The sequence below is a fragment of the Corynebacterium sp. HMSC14B06 genome (assembly GCF_001807075.1).
GTDB lineage: Bacteria > Actinomycetota > Actinomycetes > Mycobacteriales > Mycobacteriaceae > Corynebacterium > Corynebacterium jeikeium_D.
This window is the reverse complement of sequence record NZ_KV787396.1, coordinates 150,759-167,328: the sequence shown is the minus strand read 5'-3', so window position 1 is coordinate 167,328 and position 16,570 is coordinate 150,759. Positions and strand designations below refer to the sequence as shown.

Genomic DNA, 16,570 nt, shown 5'->3' with positions numbered 1-16,570 from the left:
TGGGGTGTCGTGCACGCCGGCGCGGTTGTTCAGGGCAGCCTATTTAGTTCTGTGTATTGTTCGGAGGATTGTTCTGGCCGAACTGGTAGCCCTGAGTGTTCTGAGACTGGGGGTACTGCGGAGCATAGCCCTGCCCCGGCGCCGACTGGGTAGTCCTGACCAGTTTCTGGCCGCGGAACCATGCGCGCATGTCCTTGAGGAACATAAGAACACAAGCCGCGATCAGCATGGCACCTGCGAGGAAGAGGACTACATCCACCCAGGAGCTCAAGAACAGGAGGGGGATGATGGTCATAGCCAACGCCAGTGGTGCCACGGTGACGCAGAAAAAGATTGGTGCCGTCGAGTCTTCACCGCGGAGGATGGAGTGAATCCAGTATGCGGTCAAGGTGACAAGCATCATTCCCATCAGTAGGAGGACTGGAACAAGAACGAGGGCGGCTGCAGCGCCCATAATGTAGCCGATGTCATCCCAAGAATCACCCAACGATGACTCTAGGCTGCCGAGATCGTTGGCGCCCTGGATGCCGAGCGTGATTGCGTACAGAACTGCGATGATGCCAATCAGAGTTGAAAAACTGACCAAGCCGGTAGTGATTCGGGGGATGAGTGGCATGCGCTGCCACATGTTCTGCAGTGTGGCGTTTGCAGGCAGCGGTGGTACATCCGTGGTCACCGTGGTGGTTACTGTCGCAGGACTGGTTTGAGTTGGGGCGGACCACTGTGCTTGCTGGGTTTGCGTCTGGAACGAGGATTCCTGCGCAGTGGGTACCGGGCGATTTGCCAGCCCGCGCAGCGTCGCAATGGTGATGGTGGCGTTCTCATCGGCCAGCAAAGCGTCGTATTCGCGACGACGTCCCTCATCGCCAAGCACTTGCAGCGCAGTGAGCTTCTCCTGGAACTCGCCGGAGTACTCCGAGACTCCAGCATCTCGCAGTTCGGAGAGTTGATTAGAAAGATTTGCATGGAGCTCTTCGGTGCTGGCTGCGCTATCCAGCTTCAGAGACTCATAGAGGTTGTAGCGGTCGCCCATAGTGAATCAAGATCCTATCGGTATTGCAGTTCGAAATATCTTTTAAAACAATTTACCCGGTAGCTAGTACGGCAGCATCGAAGACCCGGAGCGCTCGATGGTAGGAAGTCCGTCACGCTCGAAGGGAATTCGTAGTCCTCGGCAAACAATGCCGATTACAAAATGCATTGGGAAGAACTTGAGTGAGCGACTTCCACTAATGGCCGCAGATGTTATTCCGCGCACAAATACCCGGGGAACAGGCGGATTAAATAGCGAAATTTTTGTGTTGCGGAGTAGAGTCTCATTTTTCCCTTGCGGCTCCCCTCACGGTTTTGCGAGCCCGTCTTGGGTCGAAAGTCGAGGGGAACTGAGAGTCCACCAACTGGCGTAAGAAGAGAAAAGGAGACGGTCGCAATGACGTCGTCAAGCGAAGTAACAACCCACAACGACGACCACAAACCGCGTGCGCGTCGTGCGGGAGCGTTTAGCTCGCATCGCCGTCCTGTTCCGGTGCAGGACGACATCTCTGATCTACGCCGAATCTTGGTGATTGTGGCTCTGTCGGTCGGTGCATTCGGCATCGGCGTTACCGAGTTTGTGGCCATGGGCCTGCTGCCTTACATCGCTGATGCCTTCGGACGTGATGAGGATGCCGCAGGGCGCATGATTTCGATGTACGCACTCGGTGTTGTCGTGGGCGCACCCCTAATTACCGTGCTGACCGGCTCGATTCCGCGCAGGCGCATGCTCCTGCTGCTGATGGCGGCATTTACCATCGGCAATGGTGCCACGGTTTGGGCAGGCACACTGGGCTCTTTCGAAGCAGTCATGGTCTCGCGCTTCATTGCCGGTCTGCCGCACGGCGCGTATTTCTCGGTGGCGGCGCTGGTGGCGGCCTCCCTGGCTAAGCCGGGACAGCGCGGCAAGATGGTGGCTCTGTCGGGCGTGGGGTTGTCGGTGGCGACTGTGATTGGTGTGCCGGCCGCGCAGGTGCTGGGACAGATTTACGGTTGGCGCAGCGCCTTCGCGTTTGTCGCGGTCATCGGGCTGATTGCATTTGTTTCGCTGTGGTTCGCCGTGCCGCATATGAACCGCATGCCGAAGACACGTCCGATGGATGAGCTCTCGGCTCTGGTGACACCGCAGGTGCTGCTGACCGTCGCGATTGGCACCGTTGGTTTCGGCGGCATGTTCGCGGTTTACACCTACATCACCTGGACTATGACTCGCGAAGCGGGCATGAGCGAAAACCACATCTGGATTGTGCTGATGGCCTACGGCATCGGCATGGTTGTCGGTACTTACATCGGTGGCTGGCTCTCCGACCGCATCGGGGAGTGGGGCATCATGGTTGCGCTGGTGCTGATGGTAATCATGCTCAGCGTCTTCTACTTCACCTCACAGAATGCTGTGCTGGGCACGATCAACTTCCTCCTTATCGGTCTGCTGGGATCGGTATTGGTGCCTAATCTGCAGACCCGTCTGATGGATGTCGCCGGTCGCGCACAGACGCTGGCGGCAGCTCTCAACCAGGCCGCATTGAACATGGCCAACGCATTCGGAGCGGCGCTCGGTGGTTGGGTCATTGCGTCCGGTTATGGCTACCGCGCACCGGCTTTGGGCGGCGCGACGTTGGCGATGTTGGCTATCTTCATCGCTCTGCCGACCATTGTTCTTTACCGCCGCTCACAGGCGAAGAAGGCCGAGCGCATCGAACTGCGCTAGGGGTCTTCAAGGCGTAGTGCACGCATAGGTAACGTATGAGGGCATGAGCCTTACAATCGCGACAATCAATGTCAACGGCATCCGCGCCGCCGTCAAGGAGCGCAGCGAAACCAATCTGGGATTGCTGGAGTGGCTGAAGCACACCAGTTCCGATGTCGTTTTGCTGCAGGAAGTCCGCGCCACCGACGACCAGGCACGCAAGGCCCTCGCGCCCGCTTTCGATGCCGGATGGCATTGGGTCGGTGCTGAAAACCTGGGTGCCAAGGGGCGCGCCGGCGTGGGCATTCTCTCGCGCTTTCCGCTTAACGACGTCCAGGTGGGCATCGGCTCCGAGGAGTTCGAAGAATCCGGTCGGTTTATCAGTGGTGTTGCCCCGGCAGCGGACACCGGCCTGGATGTGGATGTCCAGATTGCCAGCCTCTACCTGCCCTCTGGTGCCGCCCTGAGCGAGAAGCAGGATGAGAAGTACCGCTTCCTCGATGCCTTCTCCGACTACCTGGCCGAACTGGGTGCCAAGGGGCGCGACGGTCACCACGCAGTCATCGGCGGCGACTGGAACATCTGCCACCGCGAACAGGATTTGAAGAACTGGAAGACCAACCGCCGCAAGAGCGGTTTCCTACCGCAGGAGCGTGCCTGGATGGACTCGGTCTTCGGCTGCTGGCCCGATGAGGTTCCCCAGGATTCGCAGGTACAGGCCAGCGACAAGGAGCTGGAATCCGGTGCCTTCTCCGATGGTTCTGTGTGGGAGGCCCCGAAGCTCAATGCAGATCCGGTGTGGTTTGATGTCACTCGCCGTCTGCACCCAGAGGCCGACGGTCCCTGGTCCTGGTGGACCTACCGCGGTAAGGCGTTCGATACCGATGCCGGCTGGCGGATCGACTACCAGGCGGTAACCGAACCAATGCTCAAGCGTGCTGTCAGCTCGGTAGTGGATAAGCCTGCCGCCTACGACCTTCGCTGGACGGACCACGCGCCGGTGATCGTGGAGTACGCCTAAACCCGGCATACGCCTAACCCCGAGCGGACTAGTGTGCTCCGACGTCAGCGAACTCTGGGATTATCTCAGGCTCGGGAGCAGTTACGAGATGCCGGTTCTGCCGCAACATGGAGGCGATGCCGTCAACGATGGCGTCGGCCCATTTGTCCTGCATAGCGGGGTCGGCCAAATCGCGGGTGAGTTTTTCAGCGCCCACCGCTCCCAGCGATAGCGCAATTGTCGGCGCATGCGGCCGCGAACTCTGGTGCACCGCCACTGCCGGCGCCAGGCCGGTGCGAAACTCGGTTGGCACCCCGTTTGTGCTGTAACTGCTGTGCGGATTGAAACCTCGGTACACCATTCCGTCGCGCACACCCGCCGGCAACTGCCAATCGGCAGGAGCATCGTCCTCAGGTTCGAGAGACTTCACCACAGCGGATACCGAAAAGCCACGATCGCCGATGTTATCCCCAGAAAGAGTCTGGCCCTCTGATGAGCGACCGACGATTACGGTGGCTGCGCTCGCCGTGTCGTCGGCAAGCGAATGTGCGCCAACGATTGCGCCGCGCTGACGGAGCTTGTCGCTGGCGCGTTGCACGATGCTGTCGATGTGAGCGGAAGTATCCCCACTCAAACGCAGCGCGCGAGGCAGGTCGGCGTTGATAGCCTCGATGGCCTCGCGGCGGGAGTCGACGGTGATGTGCGCGCCGGCGAGCGGATCGACAGCCTCGTCGGGGGAGGGGACGATTGGCTGGCGCGGAGGCATCCACAGCGGATTGGGGCGCGCCGGGCGGTGTGGGGAACTGTTGACAACAGCGTGCAACTCTTCCGGTGAAAACATCTTGTTGACCGCGAAAATCATCACCGAACTGTCGTGATACACAGGCGTGAGCCCCGGCGCGTGCCATGCCCAGGAACGCATCGACAGCGCCTCCGTGCCATCCGTGTTCACACCCGGCGGGGAACTAATGATGTAGTGCACTCCCAATTTCTTCGCCATGGCATCGAATTCCGGATGTGAGCCCAGCAGGTCAACGTTTATCGGCAGCTTGTTGCTCGCCTCGGCAGTTTTGTCAGAGAAGGAGAAATGGCGGAACAGGGTCGGCAGTCCGGCGATGGCATACATCCACGCAGAACCGTCACGACGGTCATTGAGAATATGCCCCTCAAACGCATGCGGCTGTGCGGACAGCCAATCAATAGCTTCCATGTCCGCAGCGGTCACAAACGTGCTTCCGAAACTCTGGCGAATTGCCTCGCGCTGAGCAGGCCCACTCGCCCAGGTCGCAGGCACAATCGCCAGTGCCGCTACGAGCCCCATCGCCAGCGCAGGATTCCACGACTTGGTCGGCTGATCTCGCTTTGCGACGATCCACTGCGCCGCAGCCACAATCCCGACAACGGCAGCCGCGACTGCGTAGCCGACCAGCACTGCGCGCAGAATTCCCATAACCGCCTGCATGCGGTACGGCATGTCGTAGAAGAAAGTGCCAATAAACTTCAGATAGGTGCCGAACGGCTCAGACCAACGGGACTGCGCACTATCGGACACCACAAAGAGCAGCCCGAAAACCAGTGCCGGCCACGGAGCCCATGGGCTGTCTGGCAGGCGAGAGACAAGCGCCACCACCAGGCCGATGAGCACAAGAACCAGAACAGTCCGGGAAAAGATGGGCTCGTCAGCATAGCGGGAAAACCCAATCAGAGTTCGCCACAGTGATTCGGAGCGGGAAATCTCAATTTGGCCGGTAAAACCCGCAACGGATTCGCCTTGCCCCCTCGCGGACAAAGCTGCCGGGAGAGTCATCACCAGGGCGAGCGCGCCGATAATTAGCGTGCGAACTAGGCCACTGACGCTCGGTTGGGTAATCAACCACAAGCCAACAAAGAGCACGGCAGCAATTGCGCCGGCCGGGTGGGTGATAAACGTGCCGACCAGGGCAAGCGCAGCGGGGACAATATAGCCCCGCATGGTCAAAGCCGCAGCAATCGGCAAAGCGGCCACCGCGAGCAGATACGGCATGGAGGAGGTGCGCCAAAGGGCCACCCAAATCTCCGGAAGCATCAGCGTCGCGACGGCAGCTGCGGGACCGGCATAGGCCGCCCACTTAGGACCAACTGCGGTGCGGGCTAGCACCGCAGTTGCTGCGGGAACAAGCAGCGCCGGGGCCAAGAACGCAAACACGTTGGAATCGAGGAAGACCGAGCCGGGCAGCAGCCCCGCCATGGCATGCCAGCCGGTGGGGTAGAACATTTCGGCCCCGGTCTCCTGATTCATCAGGTCACCGGCCGCGGTGGGCGAGGCTATTGCATGCTCGTCAATGAACCGGAGGAAGTTGGTATGCCAGAGCATGTCCCAGGCTTCGCGGATAGCGCCGGGGCCGCCAGGGACGTCGTTAAGCACGAGCATGGCGCGCATCGAGCCGACTACCGTAACTCCGACGACAATCATCGCGGTGACAACGCCGGAATCGAAGCCGTCTTCGGGCGTTGCTCGGGGGACGAATCTGCGCACCAGATAGCCAATAGCACAGAACCATGCCCACATGCCGGCCACGAAGAGCCAGGTGTAATCCAGCCCGAGCGCGTGAGACAACCATGCGGAAAAACCGGTCACACCCAGCATTAATGGGCCGGCAGATGCCAACGCGAGCGTGGGACGTAGCCCACTGGCCCAACCGAGAACTGCGCCTGGGACCAGCAGGATGAAGACGGCAACCGCAATGGCAGCGAGCATGGGACTCCTGACGGATAAGAGAATTGAATTAGTCCAATAATACCTGTGGGTTAGTTCGGCACTTGGGACGCGAGCGCCTAAGATTTGAAGAAGGACTGATGGGACTTCAGCCGCTGTAAAACCCAAGCGCGAATCTGCGCGGGACTTGAAGCGAGCTCGGTGCGGACCAGGAAAGGAGAGGACATCCCCAGTGAAAAACGGCGAGAGCGATAACAAGCGGCACCAGATGGCCGATTTGGAAGCCATCGCACGGAGTCTGCAGAACGACCCTGGCACTGCTGTCAATGTCCCAGTGGTCGTGACTTCCGGTGTCATTGTTGCGTTTATCGTGCTGTCTTTTGCCTACGCGTGGCCACTGTGGATTTCCCTCGGACTCATTGTTCTGCTGGGAGCCGTGATGGTCGTGTCCTACACCCGTAGGCCACCCGTAGCCCCGCTCGAGTTGACCCAGGGGGAGCGTGAGCGTGTTCGCCGTGTTCTCTCTGAACACGGCATTCGCCCAGCGATCACGTTGGTGCGCGCACTGTACCCCGAGGAATCGCCAGCCGCTGCGGCGCGCACCGTCAAATTGCTATCCGATCGAATGCTTGTGGAGCAGGGGGACGAGGGGCGTCGGGGCTAGCTTTTGGCAGTCGGTTTCCTGCAAAAGCCCGTGGTGTTGTCGAAACGGGTACGTCGTCGACTCTCAACTGCGGGCCTCGCGCTAGACTTATTGGCTATGAGTGAAAGCAAGGGTCCTGAGGCAACTAATCCTGCACCGAGTGCTCGTAAGCAGCGCGTTCTGTCCGGCATTCAGCCGACCGCAGATTCCTACCACCTGGGCAACTACCTGGGTGCATTGAAGAACTGGATTAATCTGCAGGATGACTTCGACGCTTACTACTTCATTCCAGACCTGCACGCCATCACTGTCGAGCAGAATCCGAAGGAGCTGCGTCAGCGCACTATCGCAGGTGCCGCACAGCTGATTGCACTCGGTATTGATCCGGAGAAGTCGGTGCTCTTCGTGCAGTCGCATGTGCCCGAGCACGCGGAGCTCGGATGGGTGTTGACCTGCTTGACTGGCTTTGGTGAAGCCAGCCGTATGACGCAGTTCAAGGACAAGTCCTCTCGTCAGGGCGCGGAACATACCTCCGCTGGTTTGTTCGCGTACCCCATGTTGATGGCTGCCGACATCTTGCTCTACCGCCCACAGCTGGTGCCGGTGGGGGAGGATCAGCGCCAGCACCTCGAACTGACGCGTAACCTGGCGCAGCGCTTCAACTCCCGCTACAAGAAGACCTTCGTGGTGCCGGATCCACACATCATGGAAGGCTCCGCGAAAATTTACGACTTGCAGGATCCGACCTCGAAGATGAGCAAGTCGGGTGCAAATCCGAAGGGCATTATTAACCTCTTGGACGACCCGAAGGTCTCCGCCAAGCGCATTCGCTCGGCCGTTACCGACAATGACGGAGAGATCCGCTTCGACCGTGAGAACAAGCCGGGCGTTTCCAACCTGCTGGTCATTCAGTCGGCGTTGACCGACAAGCCTGTCGACGAGCTCGTTGCCGGCTACGAAGGCGCTGGCTACGGCCAGCTGAAGGCTGATACCGCAGATGCGCTGGAGGCATTCACCACGCCACTGCGTGCACGCTATGAGGAGCTCATGGCCGATCGTGGTGAGTTGGAACGGATCCTGGCCGAAGGCGCTGACCGTGCCCGTGAAGTTGCCGCCAAGACACTTGCAGATGTGTACGAGCGAGTCGGGTTCCTGAAGGCCGCCAACCGTTAATTCAGCTGTAGACTCTGCGCTTCAGTCTCCGTACCGAAAGCTGGCACGTTAAGGTAGGGGACATGGCAACCTCTACTCAAAAAGATCCGAAGAGAACGGACCGCTATGGCATCGAGCGTGTACACGCCGATGAACCGAGCGCAATCGACCGCCTCCGCGAAAAGTGGGCGTGGTTCGATCACGTTATGCGGATGCAGGAGCGCTACTCCGAGCAGGGCGGTAACTTTTTTGCCGCCGCTGTCACGTACTTCTCCGTGCTGTCGATTTTCCCCCTAATCATGACGGCATTTGCCATCCTCGCGCTTGTGCTGCGTGGCAATGAGCAGCTGCTTGAGCAAATCCAGTCCGCTATCACCGACTCCATCGATGGGTCGATGGGCGACACCATCAACGCAATTATCGAAGGCGCGATCGATCAGGCAGGTGGCGTCTTCACCGTCGGTTTCATTGCCACCCTGTGGTCGGGTCTTGGTTGGATGGGCAACCTCTCCAACGCAGTGACACAGCTGTGGAAGCGCCCGCTGGGCGCTAGCAACTTCGTGGTGGGAAAGGTTCGCGACCTGCTGCGTCTGCTGGGCATGCTGGTTATGATCCTGCTGACCTTCGCTGTCACCGCAGCCGGCTCTTCCGGACTGACCCAGTCCCTGCTGGACAAGATTGGTCTGGCTCATGTCCCGGGAATCACAATTATTGCGGGATTGATTGCCATCGCCATTGGTCTCGTTGCCAACTGGCTGCTGTTCTTCTGGATGCTCGCTTTCCTGCCGCGCGGGGGCGCCCCGTTCCGCTCTGCGGCAAAGGGTGCGATTATCGGTGCGATTGGCCTTGAGGTTGTCAAGCAGCTCGGTAGCGTTTTCTTCTCCAACGCCCTGTCGAACCCGGCCGGTGCAGTTTTCGGTCCGGTCATCGGTTTGATGGTCGTTTTCTACCTCATCTGGCGCATAACTATGTATGCCACTGCCTGGACCGCGACGACCGAAGAAGCGCTTGCCGACGAGGAGCTGGATGCACCTGCTCCTGCTGTCATTAACGTCCGTGCGGAAGCGGCCAACCCGTCCGGATTGAACCGCCTGCTCGGTTCGAAATAATTAGCCGCGATCGCGTCTGCCGAAGCGGTAGGTGACCATCGCAATCAATGCGATGACACCTACGATGGCAGCGCTGACAGTAATTTTTAGCCCGGTTCCTGTTGACTCGTTGTCCAGGATATCGGGCAATTTTTCTACCAACTTATCCTCAGTCGCTTCCGCTTCGAGGACACCGACAGAGCTGTCCTGCGGTGCCGCGAAGCCGGCGTCGAGAAGCGATGCCGCCTGCTCCCAGGGGCGCGGTGAATCCTCCACAGTGACGTCGAGAACGATGACGCCGAGACGACGGCCATCGCGCTCAGCCACCCCAGCGAAGGTATGACGGGCATCGTCGGTAAAACCGGTCTTGCCTCCAAGGGCGCCGGGGTAGTCCTGGGCAATCAGCTGATTGTCGTTGGCGATTTCGAAGTCATCGACCTCGAGAGCCTTGTCTCCGGGGATGGTGGCCAGGCGGGTGGCCGAGAGCTTGCGATAAATCTCATTGTTGAATGCGTGCTGGAAGAACAGTGACATGTCGTATGCCGACGTCATCTGTCCCGGAGCATCGAGACCAGTCGGGTTGACCACTCGCGTATCCGTCGCCCCCAACTTCTTTGCCAGGGCATTGACCTTCTCTGTGGTCTTATCCATGCCACCAAGTTCGCGAGCCAAGGCGTGGCCGGTGTCGTTGCCGGAGTTAAGCAACAGACCAGTCAGGAGCGTTTCTACCGAGTAGTTCACGTCCTCGACGATGCCGACACGAGAGCCCTCCATGTTCGCGTCCTCGAAGGTCGCCTTGACTGGGGTGTCGAGCTTCAAATTCTCGATTGCCTCCATCGCCAGCAGCACCTTAATAATTGATGCCGGACGGTAGCGGCCGTGCGGGTCCTTCGCCGCAAGGACATCGCCGGATTTCAAATCGAACACCGTCCATGCAGAGGCGGAGAGGTCCTTCGGAACGTCAAACCCCTCACCGCTGACAATGCCGCAGGCGGACATCTTGCTACCTCCAGCCGGCTTTTGAGGAACCGGAAGTGGAGCGGGAGATGTTTCGCCGGGAGCCGGAACCTCAGAGGAATCCACTGGTGCTGGTGGAAAGGTCTTGTAGGGGCAGCCCTCCGTGTCACGGATATCAGGTGTGGGACCGACAATCGGGGCGTCGTCGGTAAGCGAGGTGCTCTGCGCCATGGCTGCGGGGGCGGTGCTCGGCAGAAGCAGAGCGCTGGTAGCTAGCAGCGTAACGGCAGATGAGAAGCGGCGAGAGGGAAACATGATGAGATAAGGGTAGTAAAACGTCACCCGAAATGACGTATTCGTCGTGTGTGGATGGGGGAAAACGGGGGAGCGGAAGCCTTTGTACAAAGCAGAATTACGATTCACCGGCAGTGAAGTAGAAGCGGAGGGCACAGTACCGATAGTCTGGCCATTATGACTAATTCTTTGCACAGTGATGCTCAGTCTCTGGACACACAGTCTTCGGCATCGAATCTCGATGAGATGCGCAAGGTTGTCGCCAGCCTGCCCAAGGTACTGCTTCACGATCACCTCGATGGCGGCCTGCGCCCGCAGACCGTTATCGACCTGGCCGCGGACTGCGGTTACACCGATCAGTTGCCCACCACCGACGTGGATGAACTGGAGAAGTGGTTCATTGATACCGGCAACTCTGGCTCGTTGCCGAGCTACCTGACCGCCTTCGCGCACACCTGCGCCGTCATGCAGACCGCTGAGTCGCTGACGCGCGTGGCGCGTGAGGCCGTCGAGGATCTGGCCGCCGACAACGTCGTCTACGCTGAGCTGCGCCTGGCTCCGGAAAACCATTTGGAAAAGGGCCTGGATATGCAGGCTGTCATCGACGCGCTGGTCGAAGGCCTGGCGCAGGGTGAAGCCCATGCCGCCGCTGAGGGAAAGCACATCACCGCACGTCTGCTGGTCTGTGCGATGCGCCAGAATGACAATTCCAAGGAAGTCGCACAGCTGGTCATCGACAACTACGGGAAGAACTCCGACGGGTACGTTGTCGGTTTTGACATCGCTGGACCGGAAAACGGCTTCCCACCGGCTAACCATGCCGAAGCATTCACCATGCTGCGGGAAAACCTCATTCCGGTCACCATTCACGCAGGTGAAGACGCCGGTGTGGATTCGTTGCAGGACGCTGTCGTGCAAGGTGCTCGCCGCCTGGGTCACGGCGTGCGCATCTACGAGGACTTCGGTGCTTCCCTCGAGGGCATCGAATGCCAGGAGGTTGCCTCCGCTATTCGTGACCGCCAGATTCCGCTGGAAATCTGCCCGACCTCCAACGTTCAGACTGGTGTCTGTGACAGTGTTGCGGATCACCCGTTCTCGCTTCTCGACGATATGAGTTTCGCCTGCACGGTCAACACGGATAACCGTCTGATTGGTGCGACTTCCATGACCCGGGAGTGCATGGAGTTGGTGGAGAACTTCGGTTACGGCTACAGCGAGCTGTTCGAACTGACCTCGAATGCGCTAAACAATGCATTCGTGGATCTGCCGACCCGCGAGCACATCATGGACACCATTATTTACCCCGCTTACCTGCAGCTTATCGACAACAGCGACGAGGACATCGAAACTGATGTCAACGGTGCGGGTTTCGGTGCCGAAGATGAGCTGAACCTGACGCTGGACTAGCCAGCGCCGGCCAGCTTTGCTGGGAGGAGCTAGATCTTGGTCGTGAACCGAGCGGCCAAGTCCTTCTCCAGCTGCCTCCAGCCCTCGGCCTCATCGTCGTAAGGCGGAACTGGCTCGGACATTTCTCCGGTGTCCAGCAGGAAGTTCAGCAGCCACTGCAGCTGCTGGTTGCCCGCCAGTACCTCGTTCACGGCATCATCTCCAGCCCAGTCAGCGGCGTCTGCGAGTAGCTCGTACGCGCGGGCGAGCTGGGCGGTGTCCACGGCGTTCGGGCCCTTTTCAATGTCCTCGGCCAGACCGGTAAACGAGTACTCATTGTCCTCGTGCACTACGGCCTCCAGTTCACCTGCGTTGGCCGCGGTGATGATTTCATCCCACGTCGTCAGCGCCGACATGTCGTGATGCTTGTGCTCCAGCAGCCAACGCACCATCGTGCGGGGCTGTGAGAACGTGTGAATCTCACCGGCGCTGCCCAGGAATAGCGGGCGACGCCCCATGTAACAACGCAAGGTGTAGAGCGTGCGGCCAGCGATGGAGATCTTGATCGGGTCGATGCCAGCGTTGGCCCACACCGTCTGGTCGTACGGATCGCCGGCGGTCTCCTCTGCGGACTTCTTTTCCTCTTCGCGCTTCTTCTCCGCTGCTTCACGACGCTCACGCTCCGCGGCCTCCGCTTCCTTTAATGCGGCTGCAGCAGCGGTTTCAGACTCTTCATCGATGCTCGGAGTATTTGCGCCGATGGCGTCGATAGCGTCAATGCAATTGTCCCAGTTGGTCAAGATGACATTGCCGATAGCCGACCACTGAGCGGCGCCACTGCCCTGGAAGTGATCAGCACCATTTTGTGTGGCAGCCAGGACAGAGTGAGAGGCGAACATCTGGTTGATTGGAGTGAGATCCGCGATTGCACCAATCGAGCGAGTGATGGCAAGAATGCGATCTGCGCGCGAAACATGGTCGTAGTCGGCCCGGCCGGCCAGAATCTCTGGCAGCCCAATCAGGTCATAGCGGTGGCGTGGCGCCGCGATGGCAGCTCCCGGTAGCTGCTGGTTGAAGTTGCGCCAGCTGGGGTGCTGCGTGAAGTCGTGAGGAGCATCCGACTGTAGGAAAGCCAGGAGCTTTGCCGCCGATGAGAACAAATAGATGTCATCACCGCGGCCGAGCAGAGCCTGCCACTCGGAGCCACCCTCACGCCAGCTTGGAGCCCACAACGTGTAAAAGGTGCCCGAGGTCAGCTCGAGTTCGATAGGAACGATGCCTTTCCTGGCCATAGTTTTCGTCGCAGCCCTTCTGCTTGTCGGTGATTATTAAAACTCAAAAATTGTCATACCTGCAGCGCCCCCACGGGTGGCAAGTTTGCGTATTCCTATCTTAGAAGTTTTACGACGCAGATACCCACCGCACTATCCGGTCGGACGGTAGAACCCCTTAAACGGCATGCCGATGTTGGTCGTACGCACGGGGTTTACCTGCACCGGATCGCCCGCTTCGACCATCTTTCCGTCACCGATAACCATGGCGACATGGCCGTCCCACACTGCAAGATCGCCAGGTAGCAGTTCATCCTGGCTCACCTGTCTGCCGACGGCCTGTGCTTCTGCCGTGCGGGGAATATCAACACCAGCTTGCCCGTAGGCCCAGTGCGTTAAGCCTGAACAATCGAGCGCCTGCCCCGGAGTATTTCCGCCCCAACCATAGGGCGTTCCGACGGCACTGAGTGCAGCCTTCACCGCAGCTTGGGCCTCTGGTGTGGGCGCGCCAGCTCCAGCATCCGCAGGTACCGGCGCGCTGCCCGAATCGGACGACGCCTCCGAACCATCTGCAGCGTCGGTAGCGCTAGCCGATCCTGGGGTGTTCGTAGACGTAGAAGCGAGGGCGGCTTGAGTGATACCTGGGGCCTCCAACTGTGCCGAGTGAGGTGGGGTAGGGGTGTCCACCGCGGTACTCGCTTGCTGTATCAGCGACTGCACCAGAGGTCGCAGTTCTTGCTCTAGTTTCATGAGCCGCGCAATGGCCTGGGAGATCGCGGAACTGGCCGCTGAGGCTAGGCTGGCGCCGGTCGCGGCGAGACCAGCGGGCCCCGCAGCCGTCGCAGTCAACGAGCCCATGGCGGAAGTGACAAAATCCATGGCAATCCGGGCCAAATCAGTGGCCGCTGACATTACTGCGGCCAGCCCCTTGGCAATGTCACTGTCAATGGTTCCGGCGCGAGTTTCCAAGTCGGCTGCCGCATTTGCAGCCCGTTTGAGACTTGTTCCCGCGGCCCCTGCTCCGGAACCAGCACCATCGCCCCAGTTGCGGTCAACGGAATCTGCCACTGAGCGCCAGGCGGTACTCGCGGCGGGTATTGCGGCCCCAGCAAGTCCTGCCAGTGCGGGTGCGATGGCAGGACTTAGCTGTTGTGCAATCGCGGTGGGGACCTCCGTAAGTAGATTGGTGGGAAGCATCACGCACCGCCCATTCCGCGAGTTGCAACGGCTCCCATTTTCGGTGAGATGGACTGCAGCGCATATGCGCCGGCATCTTCAGCAGTGGACACCGCAGAGACAAGAGCGTTCAGTGCACGAGCAGCGCTGGTGCCGTACTCATTCAGCTCAGCTACATGCTCATGCTGGCGCTGTAGAGCAGTGGCTGCAGCGTGACAGAAGGGCCCAGCAAACGGGACGTCGCCAAGCGAGAGCAGTGCGCTGATGCCCAAGTCAGCGCCGCTGACCTGCTGCGACAACGCGTCAAGGCGCGTGGCATCGGCAGAAATAAGCTCTGGCGCCAGCGTAAAGACTGAGTCATTCCCGCTAGTGGTCGGAGAGAGAAACGATTGGCTGTGGGAACTGTGTGGTGATGGACGGGACAATGTTGACGGCCTCTCTAGGAAATTCGCGTGTGGTTCAACACTCAGTGCTGTGGCTGAACGGCTAGCGGGGTTCGGACGGCGGCTGAGCGGCAAGTGGTTTGGTAGTAAGCGGGCTTACGCAAATGGGGCGCAGTAAAAAGCCCTCGTATTGTTAGGCGCGAAAAAGGCCGATTCGGTTCCATCTTTTTTGGGAACGCGTTTTCAGAAACTTGCGATGCCGGCACCAGAGCGGCAAAAGCAAAGCAATGTATTTTGGAAGGCATGGAGATTACCGTTGTCAACCATCCCTTGGCACAGTCACGTTTGACCATTCTGCGCGACGCGCGCACTGATAACGCGGGCTTCCGTGCGGCACTCGCCGATCTGGGCGCAATGCTGATTTACGAGGCAAGCCGGGAGCTGCCCGTCGATAACTTCGATGTTCAGACCCCAATCACTACCGCGCCGGGTTACCGTCTGCAGGATCCGCCGATTATTGTTCCCGTCATTCGTGCGGGGCTTGGCATGATCGATCCGTCGCTGTCGATGATTCCGGATGCGCAGGTGGGCTTTATTGGCTTGGCTCGTAATGAGGAAACTCATGAGCCGGTGCCGTACCTCGAGGCGCTGCCGGAGGATCTGTCCGGGCGCACTGTCTTCCTGGTCGACCCGATGCTGGCAACCGGCGGTTCACTGCTGCATGCCCTGAAGCTGTTGGCGGATCGCGGAGCGGACAACATCACGGCCGTGTGCATCATTTCTGCACAGCAGGGTGTCGACGCCTTGAAGGAATCCGGTTTCCCGGTGCGTCTTGTCACCACTGTGGTGGACCCGGATCTTAACGAGGATGCCTACATTGTGCCGGGGTTGGGAGATGCGGGCGACCGTCTCTACGGTCCCCGCAACATTGATCTTTAAATTAATCTCTTAGGCAGTTCCCCAGGCTTCTGCCGCGTACTTCTTGACGACCTCGTTGTCCTTGGTCACAAGAACTCCGTCGGGGGACATCTGGTACTTGTACGAGCCGTTTTGTGCAACAACGCGGTCGCCCTCATCGACGATGATGTCCATCGATCCGGAACCCTGTGGTGTATCCGAGCGGTAGTACTTCTCGCCGGAGCGCGTCTCACAAGCAGCAGCCTTAATTCCCTGTTCAGCGGCGATAACAGCAAAGGCGCGGTCACCGTTGTCGCAGCGTGCGGAGCTGCCCACGAAGCCCAGGCCGTCCAAGTCGGAGCGGCCAGTGCCGAAGTCCTGTCCCTCCGGAGCTGTTGTCGGCTCAGAGCTCGTCGTCGTGGATGGCGAAGACGTGGTGCTCGGCGTCGACGACGAGGACGATGTCGAAGTGCTCGGCGTGCTTGACGACGTCTCGGAGGACTTCGACGTAGTTGTGGTCGTGGTGGTCGTCTTGCTCGTAGAAGTCGAACTCGTCGAGGACGGCGGTGTCGAACTGGGCGACGTCGGCTGCGAGGAGGAGGGGACCTCCGGACGCTGGGGCTCATCACTATTGTTCAGCGACAGGCCGATGGCGATGCCGATGACGACCACGAGTGCGGTGGCCACGATGATGATGGGGATGCTGAGAGACTTAGGTGTGCCATTGCCGGACATGCCTATTATCATCGCAGACTTCCTCAAAATGTGAAACATCTGATAATTGAAGAGGTCAAAGTTAAAGAAGTGACTCCTGGTCATGCGTACGTCTGGCGCCGACATTCAAGCGCTTGCCGGCCACTGCTGTCGCTGGCGCAGTCGTCGGTAGGCCTCTTGTTACGGCCTGCCGGT

The 16,570-nt window shown here is 59.5% G+C and carries 14 protein-coding genes; 7 read left to right on the top strand and 7 right to left on the bottom strand.

Going from position 1 to position 16,570, the window contains the following annotated elements:
* Positions 1-43 precede the first annotated feature (43 nt).
* The gene (locus HMPREF3130_RS09345) at positions 44-1,033 is read right to left on the bottom strand and encodes a molecular chaperone DnaJ (protein ID WP_070429822.1); all 990 of its coding nucleotides are present in this window, start codon (positions 1,031-1,033) and stop codon (positions 44-46) included.
* Between the two features lie 396 nt (positions 1,034-1,429).
* Between HMPREF3130_RS09345 and HMPREF3130_RS09340 the strand changes: the two genes are divergently transcribed.
* Both HMPREF3130_RS09340 and HMPREF3130_RS09335 read left to right on the top strand, forming a co-directional pair.
* On the top strand, positions 1,430-2,740 hold the full coding sequence (locus HMPREF3130_RS09340; RefSeq protein ID WP_016422141.1) for an MFS transporter: 1,311 nt from the start codon (positions 1,430-1,432) through the stop codon (positions 2,738-2,740).
* 43 nt (positions 2,741-2,783) lie between these two features.
* Positions 2,784-3,740: an exodeoxyribonuclease III gene (locus tag HMPREF3130_RS09335; RefSeq protein WP_016422142.1), complete on the top strand. Its 957-nt coding sequence runs from the start codon at positions 2,784-2,786 to the stop codon at positions 3,738-3,740.
* Between the two features lie 28 nt (positions 3,741-3,768).
* Here the strand turns inward: HMPREF3130_RS09335 and HMPREF3130_RS09330 are convergent, their stop codons facing one another.
* Entirely contained in the window at positions 3,769-6,456 is a 2,688-nt protein-coding gene (locus HMPREF3130_RS09330) for a DUF6541 family protein (protein WP_070429821.1), read from the bottom strand.
* 190 nt (positions 6,457-6,646) lie between these two features.
* Here HMPREF3130_RS09330 and HMPREF3130_RS09325 point away from each other — a divergent pair, with 190 nt between their 5' ends.
* The 3 genes from HMPREF3130_RS09325 (at position 6,647) to HMPREF3130_RS09315 (ending at position 9,318) form a co-directional block, all read left to right on the top strand.
* Entirely contained in the window at positions 6,647-7,078 is a 432-nt protein-coding gene (locus tag HMPREF3130_RS09325) for a hypothetical protein (RefSeq protein ID WP_016422144.1), read from the top strand.
* Positions 7,079-7,174: 96 nt separating this feature from the next.
* Positions 7,175-8,230 carry a tryptophan--tRNA ligase gene (trpS, locus tag HMPREF3130_RS09320; RefSeq protein WP_049171954.1) on the top strand — a complete coding sequence of 352 codons (1,056 nt, stop codon included), beginning with the start codon at positions 7,175-7,177 and terminating at the stop codon, positions 8,228-8,230.
* Between the two features lie 62 nt (positions 8,231-8,292).
* Positions 8,293-9,318 carry a YhjD/YihY/BrkB family envelope integrity protein gene (locus HMPREF3130_RS09315; protein WP_016422146.1) on the top strand — a complete coding sequence of 342 codons (1,026 nt, stop codon included), beginning with the start codon at positions 8,293-8,295 and terminating at the stop codon, positions 9,316-9,318.
* Here HMPREF3130_RS09315 and HMPREF3130_RS09310 read toward each other — a convergent pair whose 3' ends face one another.
* Positions 9,319-10,569, bottom strand: coding sequence for a D-alanyl-D-alanine carboxypeptidase family protein (locus tag HMPREF3130_RS09310; RefSeq protein WP_210387128.1), 1,251 nt, complete (start codon positions 10,567-10,569; stop codon positions 9,319-9,321).
* Between the two features lie 156 nt (positions 10,570-10,725).
* Here HMPREF3130_RS09310 and HMPREF3130_RS09305 point away from each other — a divergent pair, with 156 nt between their 5' ends.
* Entirely contained in the window at positions 10,726-11,955 is a 1,230-nt protein-coding gene (locus HMPREF3130_RS09305; RefSeq protein WP_016422148.1) for an adenosine deaminase, read from the top strand.
* 29 nt (positions 11,956-11,984) lie between these two features.
* On the opposite strand, the gene HMPREF3130_RS09300 is transcribed toward HMPREF3130_RS09305, so the two are convergent.
* The 3 genes from HMPREF3130_RS09300 to HMPREF3130_RS09290 all read right to left on the bottom strand — a co-directional run bounded on the left by HMPREF3130_RS09300 (position 11,985) and on the right by HMPREF3130_RS09290 (position 14,806).
* Complete coding sequence (locus tag HMPREF3130_RS09300; protein WP_016422149.1) at positions 11,985-13,226, bottom strand: hypothetical protein; 1,242 nt, start codon at positions 13,224-13,226, stop codon at positions 11,985-11,987.
* Positions 13,227-13,358: 132 nt separating this feature from the next.
* Complete coding sequence (locus HMPREF3130_RS09295; protein ID WP_070429887.1) at positions 13,359-14,402, bottom strand: C40 family peptidase; 1,044 nt, start codon at positions 14,400-14,402, stop codon at positions 13,359-13,361.
* Complete coding sequence (locus HMPREF3130_RS09290) at positions 14,402-14,806, bottom strand: hypothetical protein (protein ID WP_070429820.1); 405 nt, start codon at positions 14,804-14,806, stop codon at positions 14,402-14,404. The genes HMPREF3130_RS09295 and HMPREF3130_RS09290 overlap by 1 nt, the downstream gene beginning before the upstream one ends.
* Positions 14,807-15,067: 261 nt before the next feature.
* Between HMPREF3130_RS09290 and upp the strand changes: the two genes are divergently transcribed.
* Positions 15,068-15,703, top strand: a complete 636-nt coding sequence (gene upp / locus HMPREF3130_RS09285) for a uracil phosphoribosyltransferase (protein ID WP_049171962.1) — start codon at positions 15,068-15,070, stop codon at positions 15,701-15,703.
* A gap of 9 nt (positions 15,704-15,712) precedes the next feature.
* Here upp and HMPREF3130_RS11280 read toward each other — a convergent pair whose 3' ends face one another.
* Positions 15,713-16,396, bottom strand: a complete 684-nt coding sequence (locus tag HMPREF3130_RS11280; RefSeq protein WP_141698028.1) for a hypothetical protein — start codon at positions 16,394-16,396, stop codon at positions 15,713-15,715.
* Between the last annotated feature and the right edge of the window lie 174 nt (positions 16,397-16,570).